Genomic DNA, 23,451 nt, shown 5'->3' on the forward strand with positions numbered 1-23,451 from the left:
TCGGGTACGGGGGGTACTTGAACACCCCGCATCCTGTGGTCGGCGAGTTACCGCCCTCGAGTCGGTACCGACGGACGAGGAGTGTCCATGAAGCCAGACGGCCACCGCGGCACGGGCGGAGTTGCGTGGCGAACGGACGGGCAGGGGTCCGATCGGAACGCCGGAGGGAGAGGACGAGGGAGCCGACGCGGGAGACCGGAGAGAGGCGACCGATGAGGCGCGAGACCCTCGTCGTCGTGGCCCTCCTCCTCGCGGTGCTCGTCCCGATGTGGTACGTCGCGCTCCACGGCGAGCCGCCGAGCGAGGAGATCGAGATCGACCAGAGCGTCACCGAGATGCGACCGCTCCAGGGGTTCGTCGACACGCCGAACAAGCTCTCGCCGAGCCAGGTCGGCGTCGTCGTCTGGGTCGCGCTGTTCGCCCTGGTGGGCGTCCTGACGGCGGTCCACCGGTTCATGAACTCGGCCGTCAGGTCGGCTGAGCCGGCCCGGGCAGCGGCCGACGGGGGCCGTCCGGGCCGGCCGGGATCGCCGTGGTTCCAGACGGACGACAGGTGGGTCGCGACGTATCGCGCCGCGTCGGACGCGACCGAGGGCGTCCTGGCGATGGGCGGGCTGGCGATCCTCGCGATCGTGTTCGCCGCGCTGTTCACCGGCGAGTACCTCACGCTCGCCCGGACGCAGTACTTCGGCGTCTACGCCGCCGGCATGTTCCTGTCGCTGGCGATGCTCACCGTCGCCTACTACGCCTGGTTCCTCCCGCACGTCGAGGTCGCGGAACGGAGGGCGCACCGATGACGGGGGGACGCGAGGAGTGCGAGTGCGAACGTGAGTGTGAGTTCGAGGAGCGTCGGGGGCACGGTCTCGAGACGCGCCCCAGCATCTACGCTGACCGTCGCGGGGCGATGGAGCGGCGGGACTTCGCCAAGGTGCTGGCGACGGTCGGCGGGTTGACGGCGGTCGGCAGCCTGGCCGCCCCCCTCGCCGGCCTGTCCCGCGTCTTCGAACGGTCGTACACGGGACCGATCTACTCGGACGGCGTCTACCTCGTCGACGCCGAGGAGAAACGGGTCCCGGAGACCGCGCTCCGCCCCGGCGAGAAGACGACGGTGTTCCCGGAACCCCGACCGGGGATCGAGCAGGCCCCGACGCTGCTCGTTCGCTACCCGGAGAGCCGCTACGGCGGCGCGACGAAACTCGAGTTCACCGTGTCGGGCTACGCCGCCTACTCGAAGGTCTGTACGCACGCCGGCTGTATGGTCTCCAACGAGCAGGGCGAGATCCTGGTCTGCCCGTGTCACTTCGGGAAGTTCGACCCGACGGCGGGGGCGACGGTCGTCGGCGGACCGCCGCCGCGCGCCCTCCCGCAGCTTCCGATCACCCTGTCGAGCGACGGGTACCTCATGGCGACCGGGGACTTCGAGGGCCCGGTCGGGCCGGGGGGCGAGTGATGTCCCGGCTCGACGGGCTGGCAGACCGCGTCGGGTCGGCGTCCGAGCGCCTCTACCGGTGGACCGACGACCGGTTCGACCTCGACGCCGGCCGCGGGGCGCTCGGCAAGGCGTTCCCCGCCGAGGACTCGTTCCTGCTCGGGGAGATCGCCCTGTTCAGCTTCCTCGTGCTCGTGCTCACCGGGACCTTCCTCGGTATGTTCTTCGAGCCGAGCACGAGCGACGTGACGTACGAGGGGAGCGTCGCCAAGTTCCAGGGCGAGACCCTCCCGGAGGCGTTCGTCAGCGTCCTCCACATCACCTACGACGTCCCCTACGGGATGTTCATCCGTCGGATGCACCACTGGGCGGCGCACCTCTTCGTCGCCGCCATCGGACTCCACATGCTCCGGGTGTTCTTCACCGGCGCGTACCGCAACCCCCGCGAGCCGAACTGGGTCGTCGGCTCCGGGCTGGCCGTGCTGGCGATGGGGGCGGCGTACACGGGCTACGCGCTCCCCTTCGACGAGTTCGCGAGCACCGCGACGGGCATCGGCTACAACGTGGCGAAGTCGATCCCGATCGTCGGCGACGTGGGCGCGAAGATCGTCTTCGGCGGCGAGTTCCCGTCCAGCGCGACGATCCCGCGGCTGTACTTCCTCCACGTGCTCGTCATCCCGGCGACGATCGGCGTGCTGCTCGCGGTCCACATGGCGATCCTGTTGCGCCAGAAGCACACTGAGACACCGCGGGACGGCCCCGTGGGGACCCGGCGGACGACCGTCGAGGCGGACGACGACAGCGTAGTGGTCGGACTCCCGGCGTTCCCCAACCAGGCGGCCGTCAGCGCCGTGGTCTTCTTCCTGACGCTGGCGACGCTGTCGCTGCTCGCCGGCTTCCTCCCCGTCCACAACGTCGCCGAGTACGGCCCGAACGACCTGGCGAGCACCCCCGAACTCATCATGCCCGACTGGTTCTTCATGTGGCTGTACGGCTTCCTGAAGCTCCTGCCGACGTGGATGAGCGTCACGATCCCGGTGGTCGGGATCCACCTGAACACGGAGTTCATCGGCGGGGTCCTGCTGCCGGGGCTCGTGTTCCTGGCGCTGTTCGCCTGGCCGTTCATCGACTACTCGGAGGAGCCGACACACTTCACGGCCGACCCGCTGGCGCGACCCTGGCAGACCGCCGTCGGCGTCGCGGCGATCGTGTTCGTCGTGATCGCCTCCATCGCGGGGATGAACAACATCCTCGCGGACGTGCTTGGCACGTCGACGAGCGTCGTCAACCCGGCCCTCGTCGTCGCGCTCCTGCTCGGTCCCGCCCTGGCGGGGGGGATCACCTACCGGGTCCTGAGCGGGGACGACGGCGAGCGCGACGCGGGCGGGCGCGACCCGACGGAGGCGACGGGCGATGGCTGAGGTCGAACTCGCCGCGGAGACGTACCGGCGCATCGACCGCGCGAGCAAGGTCGTCGCCGTCGTCGCCGTCGCCGCCGGTCTCGAACTCGGCGGCGACACCCCGGCGGGACTCCTGCTCGGCGCGATCGGGGTGGCGCTGGCACTGAGTACGGTATTCATTCGGAACCAACCATGAGCGAGAACGAACGGCACGGCGAGCGGTCGGAGCGAGCGGAAACCGAGACGGGCGCGTCGCGTCGGGGCTTCCTGAAGGGCCTCGGCGTCGCCGCCGCGGTCGGTGCGGGGGCGGCGAGCGGCGACCTGTTGTCGATGGACGGCCTCGAGATCGTCGAGGACCCCATCGGTAACTACCCCTACCGGGACTGGGAGGACCTCTACCGCGAGCGGTGGGACTGGGACTCGGTCGCCCGGAGCACCCACAGCGTCAACTGCACCGGCAGTTGCTCGTGGAACGTCTACGTGAAGAACGGGCAGGTCTGGCGCGAGGAGCAGGCCGGCGACTACCCCCGCTTCGACGAGTCGCTGCCGGACCCGAACCCGCGGGGATGCCAGAAGGGGGCCTGCTACACGGACTACGTGAACGCCGACCAGCGCGTCAAGCACCCGCTCAAGCGGGTCGGCGAGCGCGGCGAGGGGAAGTGGAAACGGATCTCCTGGGACGAGGCGCTGACCGAGATCGCGACCCACGTCGTCGAGGAGGTGCGGGCGGGGCGGTACGACGCGATCAGCGGGTTCACGCCCATCCCGGCGATGAGTCCCGTCTCCTTCGCGGGCGGGTCGCGGCTGATCAACCTCCTGGGCGGCGTGAGCCACTCCTTCTACGACTGGTACTCTGACCTCCCGCCGGGCCAGCCGCTGACGTGGGGCGTCCAGACCGACAACGCCGAGAGCGCCGACTGGTACAACGCGGACTACCTCATCGCGTGGGGGTCGAACGTCAACGTGACGCGCATCCCCGACGCGAAGTACTTCCTCGACGCCGGCTACGACGGGACCAAGCGCGTCGGCGTGTTCACCGACTACTCGCAGACGGCGATCCACACCGACGAGTGGCTCAGCCCCGAACCGGGGACGGACACGGCGCTCGCCCTCGGGATGGCACGGACCATCGTCGAGGAGGGGCTGTACGACGAGGCGCACCTGAAGGAACAGACCGACATGCCGCTGCTGGTCCGCGAGGACACCGGCAAGTTCCTCCGCGCCGCCGACCTCCGCGCCGACGGGGACGACCGGGTGTTCGTGATGCGCGACGCCGAGGGAACCCTCCGGGACGCGCCGGGGTCGCTCGGGAACCGCGCCGGGAAGTACGACCCCGACGCGAGCATCGAACTCGGCTTCGACCCGCGACTGGACGTGGACGGGACCGTCGACGCCCTCGACGGCGAGGTTCGCGTCCGGTCGGTCTGGGCGAAGCTGAAGGCGGAACTCGCCAGGTACGACCCCGCGTTCGTCCGCGAGGAGACCGGCGTCGGACGGGAGACCCACCAGCGGATCGCCCGCGAGTTCGCCGACGCCGACCGGGCGAAGATCATCCACGGGAAGGGCGTCAACGACTGGTACCACAACGACCTCGGCAACCGGGCGATCCAGCTGCTGGTCACGCTGACCGGGAACCTCGGCCGGCAGGGGACGGGCCTCGACCACTACGTCGGCCAGGAGAAGATCTGGACGGTCCACGGCTGGAAGACGCTCTCCTTCCCGACCGGCGACGTTCGCGGGGTCCCGACGACGCTGTGGACCTACTACCACGCCGGCATCCTCGAGAACACCGACGAGGAGACCGCGGCCCGCATCCGGGAGGCCATCGACAGGGAGTGGATGCCGCTGTACCCCGAGGAGCGCGAGGACGGGACGCGGCCCGATCCGACCACGCTGTTCGTCTGGCGCGGGAACTACTTCAACCAGTCCAAGGGGAACGTCGCCGTCGAGGAGACCCTCTGGCCCAAACTCGACCTCGTCGTCGACGTCAACTTCCGCATGGACTCGACGGCGATGTACTCGGACATCGTCCTGCCGGCCGCGAGCCACTACGAGAAGCACGACCTCTCGATGACGGACATGCACACCTACGTACACCCGTTCACGCCGGCCGTGGAGCCGCTCGGGGAGTCGAAGACGGACTGGCAGATCTTCCGCGAACTCGCGGCGAAGATCCAGGCGGTCGCGCGGGAGCGCGACCTCGACCCGGTGCGCGACCGCCGGTTCGACCGGGAGATCGACCTCACGACCGTCCACGACGACTTCGTCCGCGACTGGGTGTCCGGAGCGGAGGGGGCGCTCGCCGACGACAGGGCCGCCTGCGAGTTCGTCCTCGAGCACTCCGAGGAGACGAACCCCTCGGACAGCGACGCGCGAATCACGTTCGACGACATCGACGAGCGGCCCCGGCGGTTCGAGGCGGCGAGCGACCACTGGACCTCGCCGATCGAGGAGGGGGAGGCCTACGCCCCGTGGAAGCGCTTCGTCCGGGACAAGGAGCCGTGGCCGACGTTCACCGGCCGACAGCAGTACTACATCGACCACGACTGGTTCCTCGAGATGGGCGAGGAACTGCCGACGCACAAGCGCCCCGTCGTCGAGCAGGACCGCGAGGCGTACCCGCTGCGGTACAACACGCCCCACGGTCGGTGGTCGATCCACTCGACCTGGCGGGACAACGAGACGCTGCTCCGACTCCAGCGCGGCGAGCCGGTCGTGTACCTCCACCCGGAGGACGCCGAGGCGCGGGGCATCGCGGACGGCGACGACGTCGTCGTCTACAACGACCTGGCCGAGGTCGAGGTGCAGGCGAAGCTCTACCCGAGCAGTCGGACGGGAACCGCCCGGATGTACTTCGCCTGGGAGACGTTCCAGTTCCCCGGGCGGAACAACTTCAACTCGCTCGTCCCGATGTACATGAAGCCGACGCAGCTGGTCAGGTACCCCGAGGACACCGGCGAGCACCTCCGGTTCGTCCCGAACTACTGGGGACCGACGGGCGTGAACAGCGACGTCCGCGTCGACGTCCGGAAGAAGGGGGGTGACGGGTCGTGAGCGGCGGGACGTCGGAGGTCGACCTCGCGGAGGGGGTCTCCCACCAGGTCGCCATGGTGATGGACCTGAACAAGTGCGTCGGCTGTCAGACGTGTACGGTCGCGTGCAAGACCCTCTGGACCGAGGGCGGCGGCCGCGAGTACATGTACTGGAACAACGTGGAGACGAAGCCGGGCGAGGGGTACCCTCGAAACTGGGGGGAGAGCGGCGGCGGCTGGAAGTCCGCCGAGCACGGGGAGCGGTCGCCCGGGGAGATCCCCGCGCAAGGAGACTACGGCCGCGCCTGGGAGTTCGACCACGAGGCGATCATGTACGACGGGAGCGACGAACCGCTCCGTCCGCAGGGGGACCCGACGTGGGGACCGAACTGGGACGAGGACCGGGGGGCCGGCGAGCACCCCAACTCCTATTACTTCTACCTCCCTCGCATCTGTAACCACTGTACGCACCCCTCGTGCGTGGAGGCGTGTCCGCGGAAGGCCATCTATAAGCGCGAGGAGGACGGGATCGTGCTCATCGACCAGGAGCGGTGTCGGGGGTACCGCTACTGCGTCGAGGGCTGCCCCTACAAGAAGGTGTACTACAACGCGAGGACGAAGACCTCGGAGAAGTGCGTCTTCTGTTACCCGCGGATCGAGGGGTCGGGACCGGACGGCGAGACGTTCGCCCCGGCCTGCGCCGAGGAGTGCCCCCCTCAGCTCCGGCTCGTCGGCTTTCTCGACGACGAGCGGGGACCGATCTACAAACTCGTCGAGGAGTACGAGGTCGCCCTCCCGCTCCACCCGGAGTACCGGACGGAGCCGAACGTCTACTACATTCCGCCGTTCGCACCGCCCCAGCACTCCGACGCCGGCGAGACGGTCGACGTGGACCGCATCCCGCGTGAGTACCTGGAGGAACTCTTCGGCGAGCGCGTCCACCGCGCGCTGGACACGATCCAGCGGGAGCGCGAGCGCGTGAACCTCGGCGAGTCGAGCGAACTCATGGACCTGCTGACGGACACGAATCCCGCCCGGAAGTACCGCCTGGAGGTGTTCGACGATGCGTGAGGAGCGGTCGGCCGCGCTCGCCGCGGCGGTGTTGAGCTGTCTGGTGGTCGTCACGGCGGCCGTCGCGCCCGCGCTGACGTCGGCCCGGCCGGCGAACCAGATCCCCGTCGAGGAGGTGTCGGGCGACGCGAACCCCCAGCGGCCGACCGCCGAGGTCTGGACCGCGGTGCCGTCGGTCGACGTTCCGCTCACGAGCGCGCCGAGCGGGCTCCCGAACGCGAACGACACGTCGGTCGAGACGCTGGACGTGCAGGCCGCACGGGATCAGCGACGCCTGTACGTCCGCGTCTCGTGGAAGGACGGGACGGCGGATCGGAACGTGACCGGGCCGCGGGAGTTCGCCGACGCGGTCGCGGTGCAGCTACCGGTGAACACCAGCGCCCGGCCGCCGATCGCGATGGGGAGCACGCGCACCCCCGTCAACGTCTGGTACTGGAGCGCTGACGGCGGCACCGAGGAACTGCTCGCCGGCGGACCCGGATCGACGACCGCGTTCGGGAACGCGACGGTGCGGACGACGACGACGTACGACGACGGCCGGTGGACGGTCGTCCTCTCCCGGGAGCGACGCGTCCCCGGACCGAACCGGACCTCGATCGGGGGGGAGGACGTCGACGTCGCGTTCGCGGCGTGGAACGGCTCCAACATGGAGCGGTCCGGCCGGAAGTCGGTGAGCGAGTGGTACCACTTCCCCCTCGGGCCGGGACCGCAGGGGCCGCCCTACGAGACCATCCTGTGGACGGTCGCGGGGCTCGCGATCGTCGGCGTCGCGCTCGTGACGATCACCGCGGTCAGGAGGACGTGACATGGACGACACGAACGGAAACGCGCTGGAGGACGGCACGGCCCCGGTCGACGACGAACCGCTCGACGTCGCCTCGCTCGACGCGGCGGCCGCGGCGCGCGGGGGCGTCTACGCGCTGTTCGCGACGCTGTTCGAGGAACCGGACGAGACGGTGTACGCCCGGCTCGACGCGGGCGAGGTGCACGCGCAGTGCGCCGACCTCCTCGCGGCCACGGGGCTCGACGTCGACCCGCCGGACCTCACGACCGGCGACGATCACGAGACGCTCTGTGCGCGGTACAACGACCTGTTCACGGTCGGCTACGCGGAGTACGAGGATCGGAGCGACGGGTCGCTCGCCTCGCGGGGGCCGCCCGTCTCGCTCTACGAGAGCCGGTATCGCTCGGACGTGTCGTGGAGCGACGTGAACCTCGACCTCGCGCGAGCGTACGACTACTTCGGCCTCGGGGTCGATCGGACGGCGCGGGACAACCACGACTACCTGCCGTACCTCCTCGAGTTCGCCGGCTACCTGGCCCGACGCGCCGCGCTGCTCGACGAGGGGGCCGCCCGGGCGCGACTCGACTTCCTCGACAGGCACCTCCGCGTCGTCGCCCCGCGCGTCGCCGAGCGAGTGGCCGGGGAACCGGGCACGGACCTCTACGGCGAACTCGCCGACGCGCTCGACCGGTTCACCGCCGCCGACCAGGTCGACTTGGCCGCGCGGTACGAGGAGGTGGGGCGCTCGTGAGCCGACACTCGGCGTCGACCGGTGACGAACACCGCCCGACGGGGGCGGGGAGTCTCGCCGGAGCGCTGTCCGTCTCGCCGCGGGGCGCGGTCGGAGCGCTCGCCCTGCTCGCGCCCGCCGCGACGACGCTCCTTCGCGTCGCGCGAAACGCGCCGACGACCCTGCCGCCGGTCGTCGCCGACGCCTACCCGTCCGTCGCGCTGGCCGCCGCGCTGGGTCCCGCGGCGGCGGCGGTGCTGCTCGGCGCGCTGACCGACGACGTGCGCGAGCGCGTCGGACTCGCGTTCGTCGGCGTCTTCGGTCCCGCGGGAGCGTTCGTCCCGGCGGCGTGGCTCCCCGCCGCGGGGGCGGTCGTCGGCGGGACGGCCCTCGCCGTCTACGCGCGTCGGCGACGACTCGGGGCGCGTCGGTTCGCGGTCGCCGCGCTCGTCGTCGTCGCCATGGCGGCGTCGCTCGCCGGTGCGGCGGGCGTCGCGTCGGTGACGCTCAGGCCCCTGGGGTCGACGCTCGCGCTCCTCGGCGTCGGACTCGCCCCCGCGTTCGTCCGGTCGGCGTGGCCCGACTGGACGGTCGGGGCGCTCGCGGCCCTGCTCGCGCTCAAAGCGGGCCTGAGCGCGCCCTTCGCGACCGGGGCGGTCGTGCTCGTCGGCGGCGCGGTCGTCGGGACGCCGCTCCCCGTCGTCGCGCTGGCGGTCGGCGGGGCCGTCGCCACGGCGGCCGCCGCGCTCCGTCGCCGCGCGCCCGAGGCGGCGGTCGGCGTCGCGCTGCTGGCGGTCGCGGGCGTCCCCGCGACGCTCCCGCGAGCGCTCGCGGTCTGCGTCGGCGTCGACCTGCTCGTCGCGTCGTCCACGGGCGGTGATCGCCCGTGAGAGACGAGGAGGAGGCCACCGACGGACCGCCGGACCCGCGTCTCCACCCGGAGCGGAGCCCGGGGTTCGGGGAGCACCCCGGGGGGCTCGCGGCCATCGAGGTTGATCGCGACGTCACCATCGGCGAGGCGTCGCCGGAGGAACTCTCGGTGAGCGACACGACGCCCGTCGCCGACCGGGACGCGGAGGCGCTGTGCCGGACGCTCGAGGGTGGGTCGGTCGTCGAGCGTCGGCGCGCCGCGCTCGCCCTCGCGGACGCCGGCGCGGACGACGGTCGCGTCGGGCGGGCGCTGGCGGGCGCGGCGAGCGACGACGACCCCGAGGTTCGGCAGTTCGCCGTCGAGTCGCTCGGGAAACGCGGGGGGGAGGTCGCCGCGGACGCGGCCCGCCGGCTGGTCGACGACCCCGACCCGTGGGTGCGCGCGGAGGCGGTCGTGACGCTCGATCGCCTGGATCGGGCGGCCCACCGCGACCGCATCGAGGACGCCCTCGACGACGACCACCACGCCGCCCGGCGGAACGCGACGATCTCGCTGTTCAAACTGCGCGGCGAGGGGGCGCTCGACGTCCTCCTCGAACGGGCGGACGACCCGAGCGAGCGCGTCCGGGAGTGGGCCGTCCACCTCCTGGGCGGCGTCGACGACGACCGCGCCAGGGTGACCCTCGACGCGGCGGCCGAATCGGACGAGAGCGACCTCGTGCGCGCGACCGCGGCGCGCGCACTCGAGGTCGACCCCGGGAGCTTCCGGCGGCAGTTCAGCGGTGCGCTGGACGAGGAGGATACGGTCCTCCCCGGCGAGGACGCGCTCAACCGACGACCCGATCTCTGATCATGGACGAACACACCACGGATGCGATCCTGCGCGAACGAGTCGAAGCGGCGCTGCGAGACGTGAGCGATCCCGAACTCGACCGGGCGGCGTTCGACGCCGGCCTCGTCGAGCGGATCCGCGTCGACGACGGCGAGGTCGTCGTCGAGGCCGACCCGTCCGGGTTCGACCCGTCGGTCGAGCGGGCGACGCGGGCGATGCTCCGCGCCGTCCGCGACGTCCCCGGCGTGCGGAGCGCCCACGTCGAACCGACGGCGGCGGAGGCTGGTGGTCGGACTCCGGGGGTCGACGCGTTCGACACGGTCGTCGCCGTCGCCAGCGCGAAGGGGGGCGTGGGCAAGTCGACCGTCGCCACGGCGCTCGCCTGCGCGCTCGCGGGCGAGGCGGACGTCGGCCTGTTCGACGCGGACGTCCACGGCCCGAACGTCCCCTCGCTACTCGACGTCGAGGGACCGATCCGGGCGGACGAGGAGGGTCATCCCCTCCCGGTCGAGGCGTCCGGCCCCGACGCGACGCTCGAAGCCATGAGCGTCGGCTTCATGGCGTCCGGCGCGCCGCTGGCGTGGCGCGGCGCGATGGTCCACGACGCGGTGACCGAACTCTTCGCCGAGACCGCCTGGCTGAATCGGGACACGCTCGTCGTCGACCTGCCGCCCGGGACGGGAGACGTCGTACTGACGACGCTACAGGAGATCGAGGTCGACGGCGTGGTCGTCGTGACGACCCCGTTTCCGACGAGCGTCGAGGACACGAACCGGAGCGTCGACCTCTTCCGGGAGAACGGCGTGCCCGTCCTCGGTGCCGTGGTCAACATGGGTGGGTTCACCTGTCCGTCCTGCGGCGACACGCACTCTCTGTTCCCGGGGGGTTCGCCCGAGGCGGCGCTGGACGCGCCGGTCGTCGCCGAACTCCCGTTCTCGCCGGCGCTGCAGCGGACGCCGACGCCGGGGGACGCCGCGGACGCCGTCGATCGACTCGCCGCCGAGGTCTCGCGTCGGGTGACCGAGGCGTGGGAACTGGACGCGCCCGACGACGCCGTCGACCTCCGCGGAGCGACCGCCGACGAGCGCCGAGCGCGGGTCCGCGAACGGTTCACGGCGCTCGATTCCGGGGACCCGTTCCACCTCGTGAGCGACCGCGACCCGAGTCCAGTCAGGGGGTTCCTCGCGGAACTGGCCGGCGTCGAACCCGAGGCGATCGAGCCGTTCCGGGTCGAGCGCCGGACCCCGGAGGGCTGGGTCCTCCGCGCGAGGCACCCGTGAGCGGCGACGCGTGCGAGGAGCGCGGGGAGCGCGGGGAGCCGATCGAGTCCCCGCGGCTCGACGTGATCGGCAGGGAGCGACTGTGCCTCTCGGTCGCGGCGCTGCGATCGCTACCGAGCGTCGAGCGGCGGTGCACCGTCGCCTGCGCGTCCGGACGGCGGACGACGGCGCGCTGGCGGGGCGTCCCCGTCCCGGAACTGCTCGACCGCGCGTCGATGCCGGAGGCGACGACCCACCTCGTGATCGGGAGCGACGACGGGTACCGCGCCTGCGTCGCCGTTCGCGACGCGCTCGACGGGATCGTGGCGTACGCCCGCGACGGGACGCAGATCTGGGACGAGCGCCCCTACGCGACGCGGTTCGTCGCGCCGGGGATCGAGGGTGCGCGCACGGTCAGGGGCCCGACGCGAATCGAGGGGGTCGCGCTCGCGCCGGGGGCCGACCCCGACGCGTACGAGGCGCGACCGGCACCGCCCGGGGATCACTCGTCACCACGGGTCGACTGACGACTGACACGGGCGATCGAAGAGAGAGAACGCGGCCGACGGGTCGCGGTGGGGGGAGAACCACGACGCGTCGGCGGGTGATGCGTCGGCGGCGATCCCAGCGGGTACCGCCGACGGGCGGAGGTTCGGAGGGGACGTAATGGGCTTTCTGTTCGAGGTATCGGTGGCGTCGTCCGACGCTCCGCCGTCGCTCCGGAGGGGGGCCGAACGGGATCGTCCGCGATCGTACACTATCTTCCGGGATCGAGAGGCTCAGACACATCTAATTCCGACTATGAAAATATTTACTACGGTCCGAGTTCTATCGTGGAACGCGAACGTCCGCACGTCCTTCTCCTGTCGGCACGCCGGGCGCGTGACAGCGAACTACGGAGGTACTACCATCATGTGGCAAGACTACGTCATCCTCGTCGGAAGCATCGTCGCGATAACCAGCCTCGTCCCGATCCTCCTCGACGAGGAGGCGGTCGTTCCCTACACGACGAGCGTCCCGACCGTGTTCGTCCTCCTCGGGCAGTCGGTCGCGTTCTACACGATCGGCCTCGTCGGATCGGCTCTGGGGGCCGTCGCGGGGTTCGTCCTCTGGACGTTCATCGCGGTCTACAAGTCGCCGTCCAAGGAGCCCCGAGAGCGGGCCGAGAGTACCACCACGGTACGGCCGGCCGACTGAGTCGTTCTTCGTCCGTTTCTTCTGCCCTCACCCGCGATGTCGGGCGCGGGAAAAGTCTGCCGGGCTAGACGCCCTCGACGAGCCGCTTCAACTGCTCCGGCGGGACCGCGCCGCGGGCGGCGTAGCCGTCGTAGGCGAACGTCGGCACGCCCGTCACGCCGCGTCGCTGTGCCTCGGCGAACCGCTCGCGGATGCGCTCCCGCAGGTCGTCGTCCGCGAGCGCGTCTCTGATCTCCGCTCCGTCCAGCCCGACGTCCGCGGCGAGGTCGGCGAGCACGTCCGGGTCGCCGATGTCCCGGCCCTCCGTCCATAGCGCCTCGAAGATCGCCTCGTCGAACTCGCGCCACCGCTCGGGGTGTTCCTCCTGTACGTGAAACGACGCGACCTGCGCGTTCAGCGAGTCGACGTCGGTGGCGATCTCCTGGTGCATCTCGACGTCGTACTTCTCCCGGAGCCGTCGGACGTTCTGTCTGGCCTGCTCGTAGTACCCCTCGTCCTTGCCGTCGTCCACCGAGTGGTCGATCTCGCCGTCCGGACCGCGCTTCCCCGACCGGAGGTCGAAGGGGTGCCAGTCGATCGCGAGCGGGTCGTCGCGCGTCTCCTCGTACCGGTCGAGGGACCGGCGTCCCAGATAGCAGAACGGGCAGACGTAGTCGGAGTAGATCGTGATCGTCTCGGATCGCTCGTCGCTCATACGTTCTCGTTGTGGAGGACGCGCCAAAAGACGCTCGTCCGGACGTGCGGGCCGGCCGTCCAACCGCCGACTGGAAGCCGCACGCCGGCGCGCGACGAGGATTTCCCCCGCGCCGACCCACAGAGACGGCATGGCACGCACCGGCTCGCCGGAGGAGTGGGGGACCGACATCGAACGGACGGTGAACTTCAGCGACGCGGTCTTCGCCATCGCTATCACGCTCGCCGCCCTCTACATCCCGGTCCCCGAAGCGCCCCCGGAGACGCTCCTGTCCGGTATCTCGCCCGTCTGGCACGAACTGACCAGCTACGCGATCAGCTTCCTCGTCGTCGGCTCCTACTGGCTCGCGCACCACCGCATCTTCCACTACATCGAGCGCTACGATCAGGGGTTGCTCGTGCGAAACCTCGTGTTCCTGCTCGCGGTCGGCCTGCTCTCGTTCACGACGGGGATGATGGGGGCCCACGAGAACTCTCGCACCGCCGTCGTCGTCTACGCGGGACACATGGCGGCGACCGGGCTGCTGCTCTCCTGGGTGTGGTGGTACGCCGCGCGGGGCGGGGCGGTCGTGGCCGACGTCGACCGTCGCGTGCTGCGGTACCACCACTTCCGGGCGGTCGCCGTGCCGGGGATCTTCCTGCTCTCGATCCCGCTCGCGTTCGTCGATCTCACCCTCGCGAAGCTGTCGTGGCTGGCGCTGCTCGGGATCGGCCCCGCCTACGCCCGCCTCGTAGAACCGGCGCGAGGGTTTTTATCCGATGCCGGGCGACAGTGACCGATGGGCGACGCGAAGATCGTCTGTACGCTCGGGCCGGCCTCGTCGTCGCGGGAGGCGATCCGCGACCTCGCCGACGCGGGGATGGCCGTCGCGCGGATCAACGCCAGCCACGGCACCCGCGAGGAGCGCGCGGTGCTCCTCGATCGCGTCCGCGAGGTCGATCGCGAATCCGACGCGCCGCTGGCGTCGATGGTCGACCTGCAGGGCCCGGAGATCCGCACCGCGCCGCTCGAGGAGTCCGTCCGCCTCGACGAGGGGAGCGAGGTGCGCTTCGTCGAGGGCGAGGAGGCGAGCGCCGAGCGGGTCGGGCTCTCCGCGTCGATCGCGGCCGCGGACCCTGGCGACCGGGTGCTGGTCGACGACGGGCGGATCGAGGCGACCGTCGAGCGCGTCGAGGGCGACGCCGTCGTCGCCCGCGTCGAGAGCGGCGGCGCTCTCGGGGGCCGCAAGGGCGTGAACGTCCCCGGACTCGACCTCGATCTCCCGCCCGTCACCGAGCGCGACCGGGCGGACGTGGCGCTGGCCGTCGAGCGGGAGGTCGACGTCGTGGCGGCGAGCTTCGTCCGCACCGCCGAGGACGTGCTGGCCGTCGCGGGCGTCGTCGAGGACTTCGGCGGCGACGTCCCGGTAGTGGCAAAGCTGGAGCGCAGCGGCGCGGTCGAACACCTGGAGGGGATCGTCGAGGCGGCCTACGGCGTGATGGTGGCGCGCGGCGACCTCGGCGTCGAGTACCCGATGGAGGAGGTGCCGCTCATCCAGAAGCGGATCGTCCGTCGCTGCCGGGAGACGGGCACGCCGGTGATCGTCGCCACGGAGATGCTCGACTCGATGGTCCACGCTCGCCGGCCCACCCGCGCCGAGGCGTCGGACGTGGCGAACGCGGTGCTCGACGGGACCGACGCGGTGATGCTCTCGGCGGAGACCGCCGTCGGCGACCACCCCGTCCGCGTCGTCGAGACGATGCGGACCATCGTCGAGGAGGTCGAGGCGAGCGAGGAGTACGCCGACCTGCGCGAGGGTCGCGTCCCGCGGGCGGGCGCGACCAGCGCCGACTCGCTCGCCCGGGCCGCGCGCTTTCTCGCCCGCGACGTCGGCGCGAGCGCGGTCGTCGTCGCCAGCGAGTCCGGCTACACGGCGCTCAAGACGGCGAAGTACCGCCCGCAGGTGCCCGTCGTCGCGGCGACGCCGGAGGAGCGCGTCCGCCGTCGCCTGGCGCTGTCGTGGGGCGTTCGCCCGGTCCACGTCGACCGCGTCGCCGACGCCGAGGCGATCGTCCGCCAGGCGGTCGACGCCGCGCTCGGCACGGGGGCCGCGGAGAGCGGCGACACCGTCGTCGTCCTCTCGGGGATGATGACGGACGTCGAGGGGACCGACACGGCGAACATGCTCAAGGTGCACGTCGCAAGCGAGACGCTGGCGACCGGCCGGGGCGCGGTCAGCGGTCGGACCGTCGGCCCCGTCGCGTACACCGACGGCGACCTGCGCGACGTCCCCGAGGGGGCGGTCGTCGCCCTCCCGGAGGACTTCGGGGACGAGTTCGTCGGCGACCTCTCGCGTATCGGCGGCATCGTCGCCGCCCGGCGGGGCATGACCGGCTACCCCGCCATCGTCGCGCGCGAACTGGGCGTGCCGATGATCTCGGGGGCGACGCTCGACCGTCGCGCCGTTCCGCCCGGGACGACCGTCACCCTGGACGCGGAGCGCGGCGTCGTCTACGAGGGCGACGTCACCGACGGCCGAGGCGCGTGATACCACCGGCCACTGACCGTCGGGGCAGAAAGACGCAAGGGGGTGGGCCGTGGGATAGTCGTATATGCGAGAACTCGTGGTCGTCGTCGGGACCCGCCCCGAGATCATCAAGATGGCCCCGGTGATCCGGGCCGCGGAGGGGACGTTCGACCGCTACCTGGTCCACACGGGACAGCACTACGACGCGGAGATGAGCGGCGCGTTCTTCGAGGCGCTCGACCTCCCGACGCCGGACTCGAACCTCGAGATCGGCAGCGGCACGCAGGGCGAGCAGACCGCGGACGCGCTCGTCGGCGTCGAGCGCCTGCTGCTGGAGCGCGATCCCGCCGCCGTGGTGGCGCTGGGCGACACGAACGCCGTCCTCTCGACGGCGCTCGCGGCCTCGAAGCTCCCGACCACGTTCGGCCACGTCGAGGCCGGACTGCGGAGCTTCGACCGGAGCATGCCCGAGGAGGTCAACCGCGTCGTCGCGGACCACGTCGCCGACCTCTCGTTCGCGCCGACCGAGCAGGCCGTCGCCAACCTCGCCGAGGAGGGCGTCACCGACGGCGTTCACGAGACCGGCAACACCATCGTCGACGCCTGCCGCGAGCACGCCCCGCTCGCCGCCGAGCGCTCCTCCGTGCTCGAGCGCTTCGACCTGGAGGGGCGCTACGTCGCGGCGACGATCCACCGGGCGAGCAACACCGACGACCCCGAGCGCCTGCGCGCCGTCATGGACGCCCTCGACGGCGCGCGCGCGCCGGTCGTCCTCCCGGCGCACCCGCGCACGCAGGCCGTCCTCGACGAGATCGGCTACGAACCGGAGGGCTCGCTCCGCCTGGTCGACCCGCTCGACTACCTCGACTTCCTCAAACTGCTCGACGGGGCTCGCGTCGTCGTCACCGACTCGGGCGGCATCCAGGAGGAGGCCTCGATCCTGGAGGTCCCCTGCCTCACCGTCCGGCCCAACACCGAGCGCCCGGAGACGGTCGAGGCGGGCGTGAACGAACTCGTCGAACCGGGGGACCTCGGCGCGCGCCTCGACGCGCTCCTCACCGACGACGAGGCGCACGCCGCCATGACCGGCCACCCGAACCTCTACGGCGACGGGCGCGCGGGCGAGCGCATCGTCGACGCGCTCGCCGAACGGCTGTGATCGCCCTCGCCACGCGGAGACGATGACCACTGACACGATGCGCGTACTCTACCTCACCGAGGAGGCGATCGGCTTCTCCGACGCGCTGGTGCGGGGCGGCGCGATCCACGTGAGAAACGTCGTCACCGGCCTGCGCGAGCGGGGACACGAGGTCTTCCTCGTCGACTGGAACGACGCGCCGGAGCGACCCTACCAGCGGTCGGTCTCGCCGCGGATCAGGCCCGTCGCCGGCGCGCTCGCGACGCTCTCGCGCGCCGTCTCCGTCGGTCGGACCGAGTCGGTGGACGTGATCGTCTCGAAGACGCGCAAGACGTACCTCCCCGGGGCGGCCGCCGCGGCCGTCCTCGGCGTCCCGCACGCGGTCCACGTCGGCTCGACGCTCGGCGTCGACGGCGGCGGCCTCCGGGCGCGCGTCGAGGCGGCCGCCGTCGGCGCGCGCCTCCGCGTCCCCCACGCCGGCTACCTCGTCGTCTGTGCGTACATCGGGCGACAGCTCCGCGAGCGGGGCGTCCCGGCCGACCGGGTGTACGACGTCCGGAACGCGGTGGACGTCGAGCGCTTCGCGCCGGCCGGCCCGCCGCTCCCCGATCGGTACGCGGCGGCGCTCCCCGAGGACGGGTTCACCGTCGGGTTCGTCGGCGGCCTCCACCGCTACAAGGGCGTGTACGACCTCCTGACCGCCGTCAACCGCTGTCGGTCGGACGTGACGGCGGTCGTCGCCGGCGACGGCCCGGAGCGCGATCGACTCGAGACGGTCGCCGGCGAGCGCGCGGTCTTCCTCGGGGCCGTCCCCTACGAGCACGTCCCGGCGATCTACCGCGCCGTCGACGCGTTCGTCCTCCCGTCGTACACGGAGGGACTGCCGCGCGTGGTGCTCGAGGCGCAGGCGACCGAGACGCCCGTCGTCGCCACCCGCGTCGGGGGCGTCCCCGAGGTGATCGACGACGGCGAGACGGGACTGCTCTGTCCGCCCGGACGGCCCGACGCCCTGGCGCGCGCCGTCGACCGACTGGCGGCGGCTCCCGACGAGCGGGCGCGACTCGGGAGGAACGGCCGGGCGGCGGTGATCGAGTCCTACTCGTGGGAGGAACTCTACGACAGATACGAGCGGGCGCTCGCCCGCATCTGTGACCGATGAGCGAGGAGACACTCGGCGACGACGCGAACGCCGACGAGCGCGACGCGAGTGCCGACGGAAGCGGCCCCGAAGGCGACGGTCGAGGGGGGACGAACGCCGGCGGGAGCGGCGGGAGCACCGACCAGGCGATCCGCGACCTCGCGAAGGGCGCGGGGGTCGTCTACGTCGGCCTGGTCGTCGAGGTCGTCATCGCCTTCCTCGCGCAGGTGCTCGCGGCCCGCTACCTCTCGACCGGCGGGTTCGGGGGGATCACGACCGGGACGGCGCTGCTCAACATCGGCGCGATCGTCTCCAGCGTCGGCTTCGGCGAGGGGATGGCACGCTACCTCCCGCGACTGCCCGACGAGCGCAAGCGCGCGGTCGCCCGGGCGGCGTTCCTGCTCGGTCTCCCCGTGGCGATCGTCGTCGGCGGGGTGTTCGTGCTCTTCGCGGAACCCATCGCCACCCGGGTGTTCGGCGACCCGACGGTCGCGGTGAGCCTCCGGATCTTCGGCGCGGCGATCCCCTTCTCGACGGCGACGGTCATCTCGATCGGGGGGATCCGCGGGCAGAAGCAGTCGCGCTACCGCGTCTACGTCGAGAACATCCTCCAGCCGACCGTCCGGTTCGGCCTGGTCGTCGTCGCCGTCACCTACGGGCTCGACCAGGCGGGCGTCGCCGGCGCGTACGCCGTCCCGTACGTCGTGGGGTCGGCGCTCGCCGTCTACTACTGCTGGCGGGTACTCCCCGCCGGGGAGTCCGGCCTCGATCGGTCGCTGCTCGGCGAGTTCGTCGGCTACTCCGCGCCGTTCGTCGTCACGGGGGCGGCGAACTTCATCTACCGGAGCATCGACGTCTTCCTCGTCCTGTACTTCCTCGACAGCGAGGCCGTCGGGGTCTACGGCGTCGCCTACGCCGCCGCCCAGCTCATCATCATGTTCTCCGCGGCGTTCAACTTCATCGGGACGCCCGTCGCGAGCGAGGTCGAGGCCAGCGGGGGGCGCGACGAGATGCTCCGCGTGCAGAACGCGGTGCTTCGCTGGCTGGTCATCGCCAGCATCCCGGCGCTCGCCCCATTGGTGTTCTACCCCGCCGACTTCATCAGCGTCGTCTACCGTCCGGCGTACGCGGAGGGGGCGGCGACGCTCGCCCTCCTCGCGCTCGGCTTCGCGGTCCACAACGTGCTCAACGCGCAGGCCAACCTCCTCCAGGCGCTCGGCAACTCCCGGGAACTCGCGATCAACAACACCGTCGCCGCGGCCGTCAACGTCGGCCTCAACGTGGTGCTCATCCCGAAGTACGGCATCTTCGGCGCGGCGGTCGCGACCGTCATCGCGTACATGACCATCGACGCGTTGACCGTCCTCGAACTGCGCTACTACCTCGGGCGGTTCACCATCTCCCGGCGCGTCGTCGCGCCGGTGCTCGTCGCGCTCCCGCTGTTCGGCGCGACGGCGCTGCTCGCCCCCGACACCCTCACCACGCTGGCGGGGTTGATCGCCTTCGGCGCGGCGTTCGCCGTGGCGTACCTCCTGCTCGTGCTGTTCGCGCTCGGGTTGAACGCCGAGGAGGTCATGCTCGTCCGGTCCGCCGAGGAGCGGTTCGGCGTCACCCACCCCCTGCTCGACGCCTTCCTCGATCGCTTCTCGTGAGGACCGTCCTGGATCGCTCCCCCAGAGCGCGTCGTCGGCTATCAGTGCCCACGGCGACGGCGAGTGGATTTATTGGGCGAGGGACCTTCCGGGACGGCAATGCCAGGGCTGTCGAAGTTCAGCGGCCGCGATACCGTCGAGAACGTCGTCGTCTTCATCAGCGATAGTCTCCGCTACGACGCGCTCCCGACCGACGTCGCGGAGCGGGGCGTCGCGGGGCGGACGATCGCCGCGAGCACCTACACCGCGACGAGCGTTCCGTCGATGATGACCGGCCTGTACCCGGCCCGCCACTGCGTCTGGAACTTCAACGACGTGCTGGCCGAGACGCCGCCCCTGCTCGCCGGGGAGCGCGCGGGGACCGACCTCCGGACCATCTGGGACAACGTCTCCGATCCCGCGCAGAAGCCGCCGAACCGCGTCCTCCGGATCCGGGGCGAGCGAACCGTCGAGGGGTCGGAGCCGCCGTTCACGGTCGTCGTCCACGACCACGGCGGCCACGCGCCGTACGACCTCCCCGACGACGACTGGAGCACGTCCCCGGCGTTCTTCGAGCGCTACGGCGACGACCCCGACCGGCTCGTCGAGCTGTACCACGCGGGCGTGGAGACGAGCGCCGAGCGGTTCCGACGGCTCGTCGAGGACCTGGAGGACCGCGCGCTGCTCGAGGAGACGCTCGTCGTGTTCACCAGCGACCACGGCGAACTGCTCGGCGAACCCGAGCGCGGCGGGGTGTGGGGCCACGGCGCGCCCGTCTGTCCCGAACTCGTCGAGGTGCCGACGGTCTTCGTGGGGGCGGGCCTCCCGGCGGGCGAGCGCATCGACACCCTCCTCTCGGGGACGGACCTCGCGCCGACGGCCCTCGGCGCGCTCGGCGAGGACGTGCCGGCCGACCGCGACGGGCTCGACCTCTGGAACGCGACGCCGCCGGAGTACCGCGTCGTCAGGTCAGACTTCTGGGCGAACGCCGGGCGCATCCGCTACGGCGCGTGCTCGGCGTGGGACGCGGACGGCGGGCTCGTTCGGAACGTCGAGGGGCCACAGGAACGCCTCGCGTTCGCGGCCCACCGAAAGTGGTTGAAGGGCGCGCAGGCCCCGGCGAACCGGCGCGGCCCGCTCCGGCAGTACCTGAACCTGCTCCGGATCTTCGGCGAGCGCGAACATGTCTACGGCGAGCCCCACCTCCTCCGCGTGCGCGAGGAACTGGTCGAGGGGTTCGAGACGAAACAGCGCGAGGCGGACGTAGAGCGCATCAGCACCGACCAGCTCCGGGCGCTCGGCTACGTCGAGTGACGCGAGTGGCGTTAGTGACGCCAGTGGCGTGAGTGATGCGAGTAGCGGGAGGGACGCGAGTGGCGGCGCGTCGCTCCGTCCTCGCCCCGTCGGATCGTCGCGGCGGTCCGACTACACCTCCCGGACGGTGACGGCCTCGTACGCAGAGAGGCCGTCGCAGAGGCGGTCGAACGCCGCCATCTCGTCGGCGAGGCGCATGCACGCCGGGTGGGCGAGCACCGTCGCGGTGCGGCCGGCCTCGCGGTGCTCGGCGACGGCGTCGAGCACCCACTCGACCCACTCGTCGGGGTGGACCGACTCGGTCCCGAAGGGCCCCTCGAACCCGTCCTCCTCGACGAACGCGGGGGTCCGGAAGGCGTGGTAGACGTGCTCGTGGTCGGGCGGCGTGTTCACCGGGACGACCGTCGGCCGCCCGCGCTCGACCGCTCCGGCCGGATCGACGACGTCCGAGAAGTGCGTGATCCCGTGGCTCGCGAGCAGGTCGGCCGTCTCGTCGTCGTGCCGGTAGGCGTGGTCGCGCCAGGAGCGGACCGTCGCGCCGCAGCCCTCCAGTGCGTCGATCGTCCGGCGGATCTCCCAGGCCTGGAACCGGCGGGGGCCGTTCCACGAGCCGGTGAGTCCGCGCCAGAGCTTGTGGACGGGGGTGCTGAAGGCGTAGTAGTTGTGACCGCCGATCTCCACGCCGTCGGCGGCGGCGAGCCGCTCGACCCGCGCCGGTTCCTCGCGGGCCGCCAGCCCCGTCAGGAACAGGGTGACCGGGAGGTCGTAGCTCGCCGCGATCTCGACGTACCCGAGGGTGGCGTCCACCTCCGACGCCTCCAGGTACACCTGGTCGCGGGTGTCGAGCGACATGTGGTGGACGTCGCCCGTGAGACAGACCGTCATTCGAGGTAACCGAGGTCGGCGAGGCGGTCCTGTACGGACTCGTCCGACGCGGAGTCGTCGCCGCGCACGTCGATGGGGTCGCGGAGGGCGACCTCGTCGCCGAAGAGGTCGAGGCCCTCGCTGTCCATGTCGGTCGGCACGGCGCTCCCGACGCTCCGGAGGACGGTCGGCGCGACGTCCGTGATCGAGACGGTGTCGTCGACGTCGCCCGAGACGGCGGGCCCGGCCGCGAGGAACAGCCCCGTCCGGACGTTCTCGGCCTCCCAGCGACCCGCCTCCGAGAAGACGGGGTTGTCGCCGATCGCGCCGCTCGTGTGGACGCCCTCGCGCTGGTCGAAGACGACGTTCGGTGCCTCGGGGACGTACGGCCCCGAGTAGGCCTCCTCGCGACGCAGCACCTCGCTCGCGACGGGGCGACCCGCCTCGTCCCGCAGGGCCTCGAGGTCGGCGATCAGGCGCTCGGTGGTCGCCTCGTCGTCGTCGAGGACGTAGATCAGGCCCTGACCGCTCGCGATGGCCGTCGAGCGCTCCCAGTCCACGCGGGCGAGTTTCTGCTCGCGCTTGAACCCGGACTCGTCGTCCGGGACGGCGTCCTTCAGGCGATCGGGCGCGAGTCGAACCACGAGGTCGTGGACGCCGAGGCGGTGGGCGAGCTGGGAGACGCGCTTCTTGTTCACCCCGAAGCGGCCGACGCGGTCCGTCGCGCTCCGCGTCGTCGCGAGGTAGCCCTCGCGCTCCAGCCAGCTGTTGGCGTGGAAGACGGTGTCGATGTCCGTACAGCCGTGGTCGGACATGAGCAGGAGCGTCGCCTCGGGGTACTCCTCGCGGATCGCGCCGACGTGCCGGTCGATGACCTGCCAGGCGCGGCGCGTTGGCGCGCCGCGCCAGAAGAAGTGCTGGAGGACGTTGACGTAGAAGACGGTGCAGTGGGCCACGTCCACGGGGCGCTCCTCCAGGAGGTCGCGGAACGTCGAGAGGCGGCGGTCGATGAGGTCGACGACGCGGTGGGCGGCGTCCACGTCGTCGCGGGCGGTGACGGGCGTCTCGGGGTGGAGGCGGTAGCCCTCGGCGTCGAGTTCGTCGCCGAGTTCCGGCGGGTGGGCGTAGCCCGACTGCTCGCTGCCGGGGCCCCCCGCGACCAGAAAGCCGTCGACCTCGAAGGGGGGGTAGGTCATCGGGACGTTCACGATCCCGGTCGTGTGACCGTCCTCGTTGAGGTAGTCCCAGTAGTTCGCGCCGTCGAACGATCGGGACGTGGGCGTCGTCAGCGTGCGAGAGCGGGTGTCGATCTTCTCCCACCAGAAGACGCCGAGCTTGCCGGGGTTCTTCCCCGTCGTGTAGCAGCGCCAGTTCGGGCAGGTGACGGGCGGCAGACAGCTCTGCATGTCGGCGTGTACGCCCTCCTCCCGTAACGCGGCGACGTTCGGGAGCGTCCCGTCCTCGAGCCACGGACGGAGGAGCGACCAGTTCGCGCCGTCCAGGCCCAAGACGATTGTCTCTGTCATCCTACCCGCGTGGTAGGTCGGTTCGCTATAAACCGT

At 71.6% G+C, this 23,451-nt stretch carries 22 protein-coding genes; 19 read left to right on the forward strand and 3 right to left on the reverse strand.

Going from position 1 to position 23,451, the window contains the following annotated elements:
• Positions 1 to 212 precede the first annotated feature (212 nt).
• The 13 genes from NKI68_RS08785 to NKI68_RS08845 all read left to right on the forward strand — a co-directional run bounded on the left by NKI68_RS08785 (position 213) and on the right by NKI68_RS08845 (position 12,604).
• Positions 213 to 797: a hypothetical protein gene (locus NKI68_RS08785; RefSeq protein WP_254546338.1), complete on the forward strand. Its 585-nt coding sequence runs from the start codon at positions 213 to 215 to the stop codon at positions 795 to 797.
• Positions 794 to 1,450, forward strand: a complete 657-nt coding sequence (locus NKI68_RS08790) for a QcrA and Rieske domain-containing protein (RefSeq protein WP_254546339.1) — start codon at positions 794 to 796, stop codon at positions 1,448 to 1,450. Before NKI68_RS08785 ends, NKI68_RS08790 begins: the two co-directional genes overlap by 4 nt.
• The gene (locus tag NKI68_RS08795; protein ID WP_254546340.1) at positions 1,450 to 2,850 is read left to right on the forward strand and encodes a cytochrome b; all 1,401 of its coding nucleotides are present in this window, start codon (positions 1,450 to 1,452) and stop codon (positions 2,848 to 2,850) included. The genes NKI68_RS08790 and NKI68_RS08795 overlap by 1 nt, the downstream gene beginning before the upstream one ends.
• Positions 2,843 to 3,025, forward strand: a complete 183-nt coding sequence (locus NKI68_RS08800; RefSeq protein ID WP_254546341.1) for a DUF8120 family protein — start codon at positions 2,843 to 2,845, stop codon at positions 3,023 to 3,025. Before NKI68_RS08795 ends, NKI68_RS08800 begins: the two co-directional genes overlap by 8 nt.
• Positions 3,022 to 5,883 carry a nitrate reductase subunit alpha gene (gene narG / locus NKI68_RS08805; protein WP_254546342.1) on the forward strand — a complete coding sequence of 954 codons (2,862 nt, stop codon included), beginning with the start codon at positions 3,022 to 3,024 and terminating at the stop codon, positions 5,881 to 5,883. Before NKI68_RS08800 ends, narG begins: the two co-directional genes overlap by 4 nt.
• The gene (gene narH / locus NKI68_RS08810; protein ID WP_368410943.1) at positions 5,880 to 6,932 is read left to right on the forward strand and encodes a nitrate reductase subunit beta; all 1,053 of its coding nucleotides are present in this window, start codon (positions 5,880 to 5,882) and stop codon (positions 6,930 to 6,932) included. The genes narG and narH overlap by 4 nt, the downstream gene beginning before the upstream one ends.
• On the forward strand, positions 6,925 to 7,737 hold the full coding sequence (locus NKI68_RS08815) for an ethylbenzene dehydrogenase-related protein (RefSeq protein WP_254546343.1): 813 nt from the start codon (positions 6,925 to 6,927) through the stop codon (positions 7,735 to 7,737). The genes narH and NKI68_RS08815 overlap by 8 nt, the downstream gene beginning before the upstream one ends.
• A gap of 1 nt (position 7,738) precedes the next feature.
• The gene (locus tag NKI68_RS08820) at positions 7,739 to 8,467 is read left to right on the forward strand and encodes a molecular chaperone TorD family protein (protein ID WP_254546344.1); all 729 of its coding nucleotides are present in this window, start codon (positions 7,739 to 7,741) and stop codon (positions 8,465 to 8,467) included.
• A complete protein-coding gene (locus NKI68_RS08825; RefSeq protein ID WP_254546345.1) occupies positions 8,464 to 9,336 on the forward strand; it encodes a DUF8068 family protein in 873 nt (290 codons plus the stop codon). The genes NKI68_RS08820 and NKI68_RS08825 overlap by 4 nt, the downstream gene beginning before the upstream one ends.
• Entirely contained in the window at positions 9,333 to 10,166 is an 834-nt protein-coding gene (locus NKI68_RS08830) for a HEAT repeat domain-containing protein (protein WP_254546346.1), read from the forward strand. Before NKI68_RS08825 ends, NKI68_RS08830 begins: the two co-directional genes overlap by 4 nt.
• A gap of 2 nt (positions 10,167 to 10,168) precedes the next feature.
• Positions 10,169 to 11,428 carry a P-loop NTPase gene (locus NKI68_RS08835; RefSeq protein WP_254546347.1) on the forward strand — a complete coding sequence of 420 codons (1,260 nt, stop codon included), beginning with the start codon at positions 10,169 to 10,171 and terminating at the stop codon, positions 11,426 to 11,428.
• The gene (locus NKI68_RS08840; RefSeq protein WP_254546348.1) at positions 11,425 to 11,934 is read left to right on the forward strand and encodes a molybdopterin-dependent oxidoreductase; all 510 of its coding nucleotides are present in this window, start codon (positions 11,425 to 11,427) and stop codon (positions 11,932 to 11,934) included. Before NKI68_RS08835 ends, NKI68_RS08840 begins: the two co-directional genes overlap by 4 nt.
• Before the next feature lie 385 nt (positions 11,935 to 12,319).
• A complete protein-coding gene (locus NKI68_RS08845; protein WP_254546349.1) occupies positions 12,320 to 12,604 on the forward strand; it encodes a hypothetical protein in 285 nt (94 codons plus the stop codon).
• A 64-nt stretch (positions 12,605 to 12,668) separates the two neighbouring features.
• Here the strand turns inward: NKI68_RS08845 and NKI68_RS08850 are convergent, their stop codons facing one another.
• Positions 12,669 to 13,298: a DsbA family oxidoreductase gene (locus NKI68_RS08850; RefSeq protein ID WP_254546350.1), complete on the reverse strand. Its 630-nt coding sequence runs from the start codon at positions 13,296 to 13,298 to the stop codon at positions 12,669 to 12,671.
• Positions 13,299 to 13,428: 130 nt separating this feature from the next.
• On the opposite strand from NKI68_RS08850, the gene NKI68_RS08855 reads away from it, so the two are divergent.
• The 6 genes from NKI68_RS08855 (at position 13,429) to NKI68_RS08880 (ending at position 21,025) form a co-directional block, all read left to right on the forward strand.
• Positions 13,429 to 14,073: a TMEM175 family protein gene (locus NKI68_RS08855; protein WP_254546351.1), complete on the forward strand. Its 645-nt coding sequence runs from the start codon at positions 13,429 to 13,431 to the stop codon at positions 14,071 to 14,073.
• 3 nt (positions 14,074 to 14,076) lie between these two features.
• Complete coding sequence (pyk, locus tag NKI68_RS08860) at positions 14,077 to 15,825, forward strand: pyruvate kinase (RefSeq protein ID WP_254546352.1); 1,749 nt, start codon at positions 14,077 to 14,079, stop codon at positions 15,823 to 15,825.
• Positions 15,826 to 15,889: 64 nt separating this feature from the next.
• Positions 15,890 to 16,963 (forward strand): non-hydrolyzing UDP-N-acetylglucosamine 2-epimerase, encoded by a 1,074-nt coding sequence (gene wecB / locus NKI68_RS08865; RefSeq protein ID WP_254546353.1) that lies wholly within the window; start codon positions 15,890 to 15,892, stop codon positions 16,961 to 16,963.
• A 22-nt stretch (positions 16,964 to 16,985) separates the two neighbouring features.
• Positions 16,986 to 18,101 carry a glycosyltransferase family 4 protein gene (locus NKI68_RS08870; RefSeq protein ID WP_254546354.1) on the forward strand — a complete coding sequence of 372 codons (1,116 nt, stop codon included), beginning with the start codon at positions 16,986 to 16,988 and terminating at the stop codon, positions 18,099 to 18,101.
• Positions 18,098 to 19,732, forward strand: coding sequence for a flippase (locus NKI68_RS08875; protein ID WP_254546355.1), 1,635 nt, complete (start codon positions 18,098 to 18,100; stop codon positions 19,730 to 19,732). Before NKI68_RS08870 ends, NKI68_RS08875 begins: the two co-directional genes overlap by 4 nt.
• A gap of 99 nt (positions 19,733 to 19,831) precedes the next feature.
• Positions 19,832 to 21,025, forward strand: coding sequence for a sulfatase-like hydrolase/transferase (locus NKI68_RS08880; RefSeq protein WP_254546356.1), 1,194 nt, complete (start codon positions 19,832 to 19,834; stop codon positions 21,023 to 21,025).
• A 111-nt stretch (positions 21,026 to 21,136) separates the two neighbouring features.
• Here the strand turns inward: NKI68_RS08880 and NKI68_RS08885 are convergent, their stop codons facing one another.
• Positions 21,137 to 21,910, reverse strand: coding sequence for a polysaccharide deacetylase family protein (locus NKI68_RS08885; RefSeq protein WP_254546357.1), 774 nt, complete (start codon positions 21,908 to 21,910; stop codon positions 21,137 to 21,139).
• Positions 21,907 to 23,415, reverse strand: coding sequence for an alkaline phosphatase family protein (locus NKI68_RS08890; RefSeq protein WP_254546358.1), 1,509 nt, complete (start codon positions 23,413 to 23,415; stop codon positions 21,907 to 21,909). The genes NKI68_RS08885 and NKI68_RS08890 overlap by 4 nt, the downstream gene beginning before the upstream one ends.
• Between the last annotated feature and the right edge of the window lie 36 nt (positions 23,416 to 23,451).

Source organism: Halomarina pelagica (genome assembly GCF_024228315.1).
GTDB classification, from domain to species: domain Archaea; phylum Halobacteriota; class Halobacteria; order Halobacteriales; family Haloarculaceae; genus Halomarina; species Halomarina pelagica.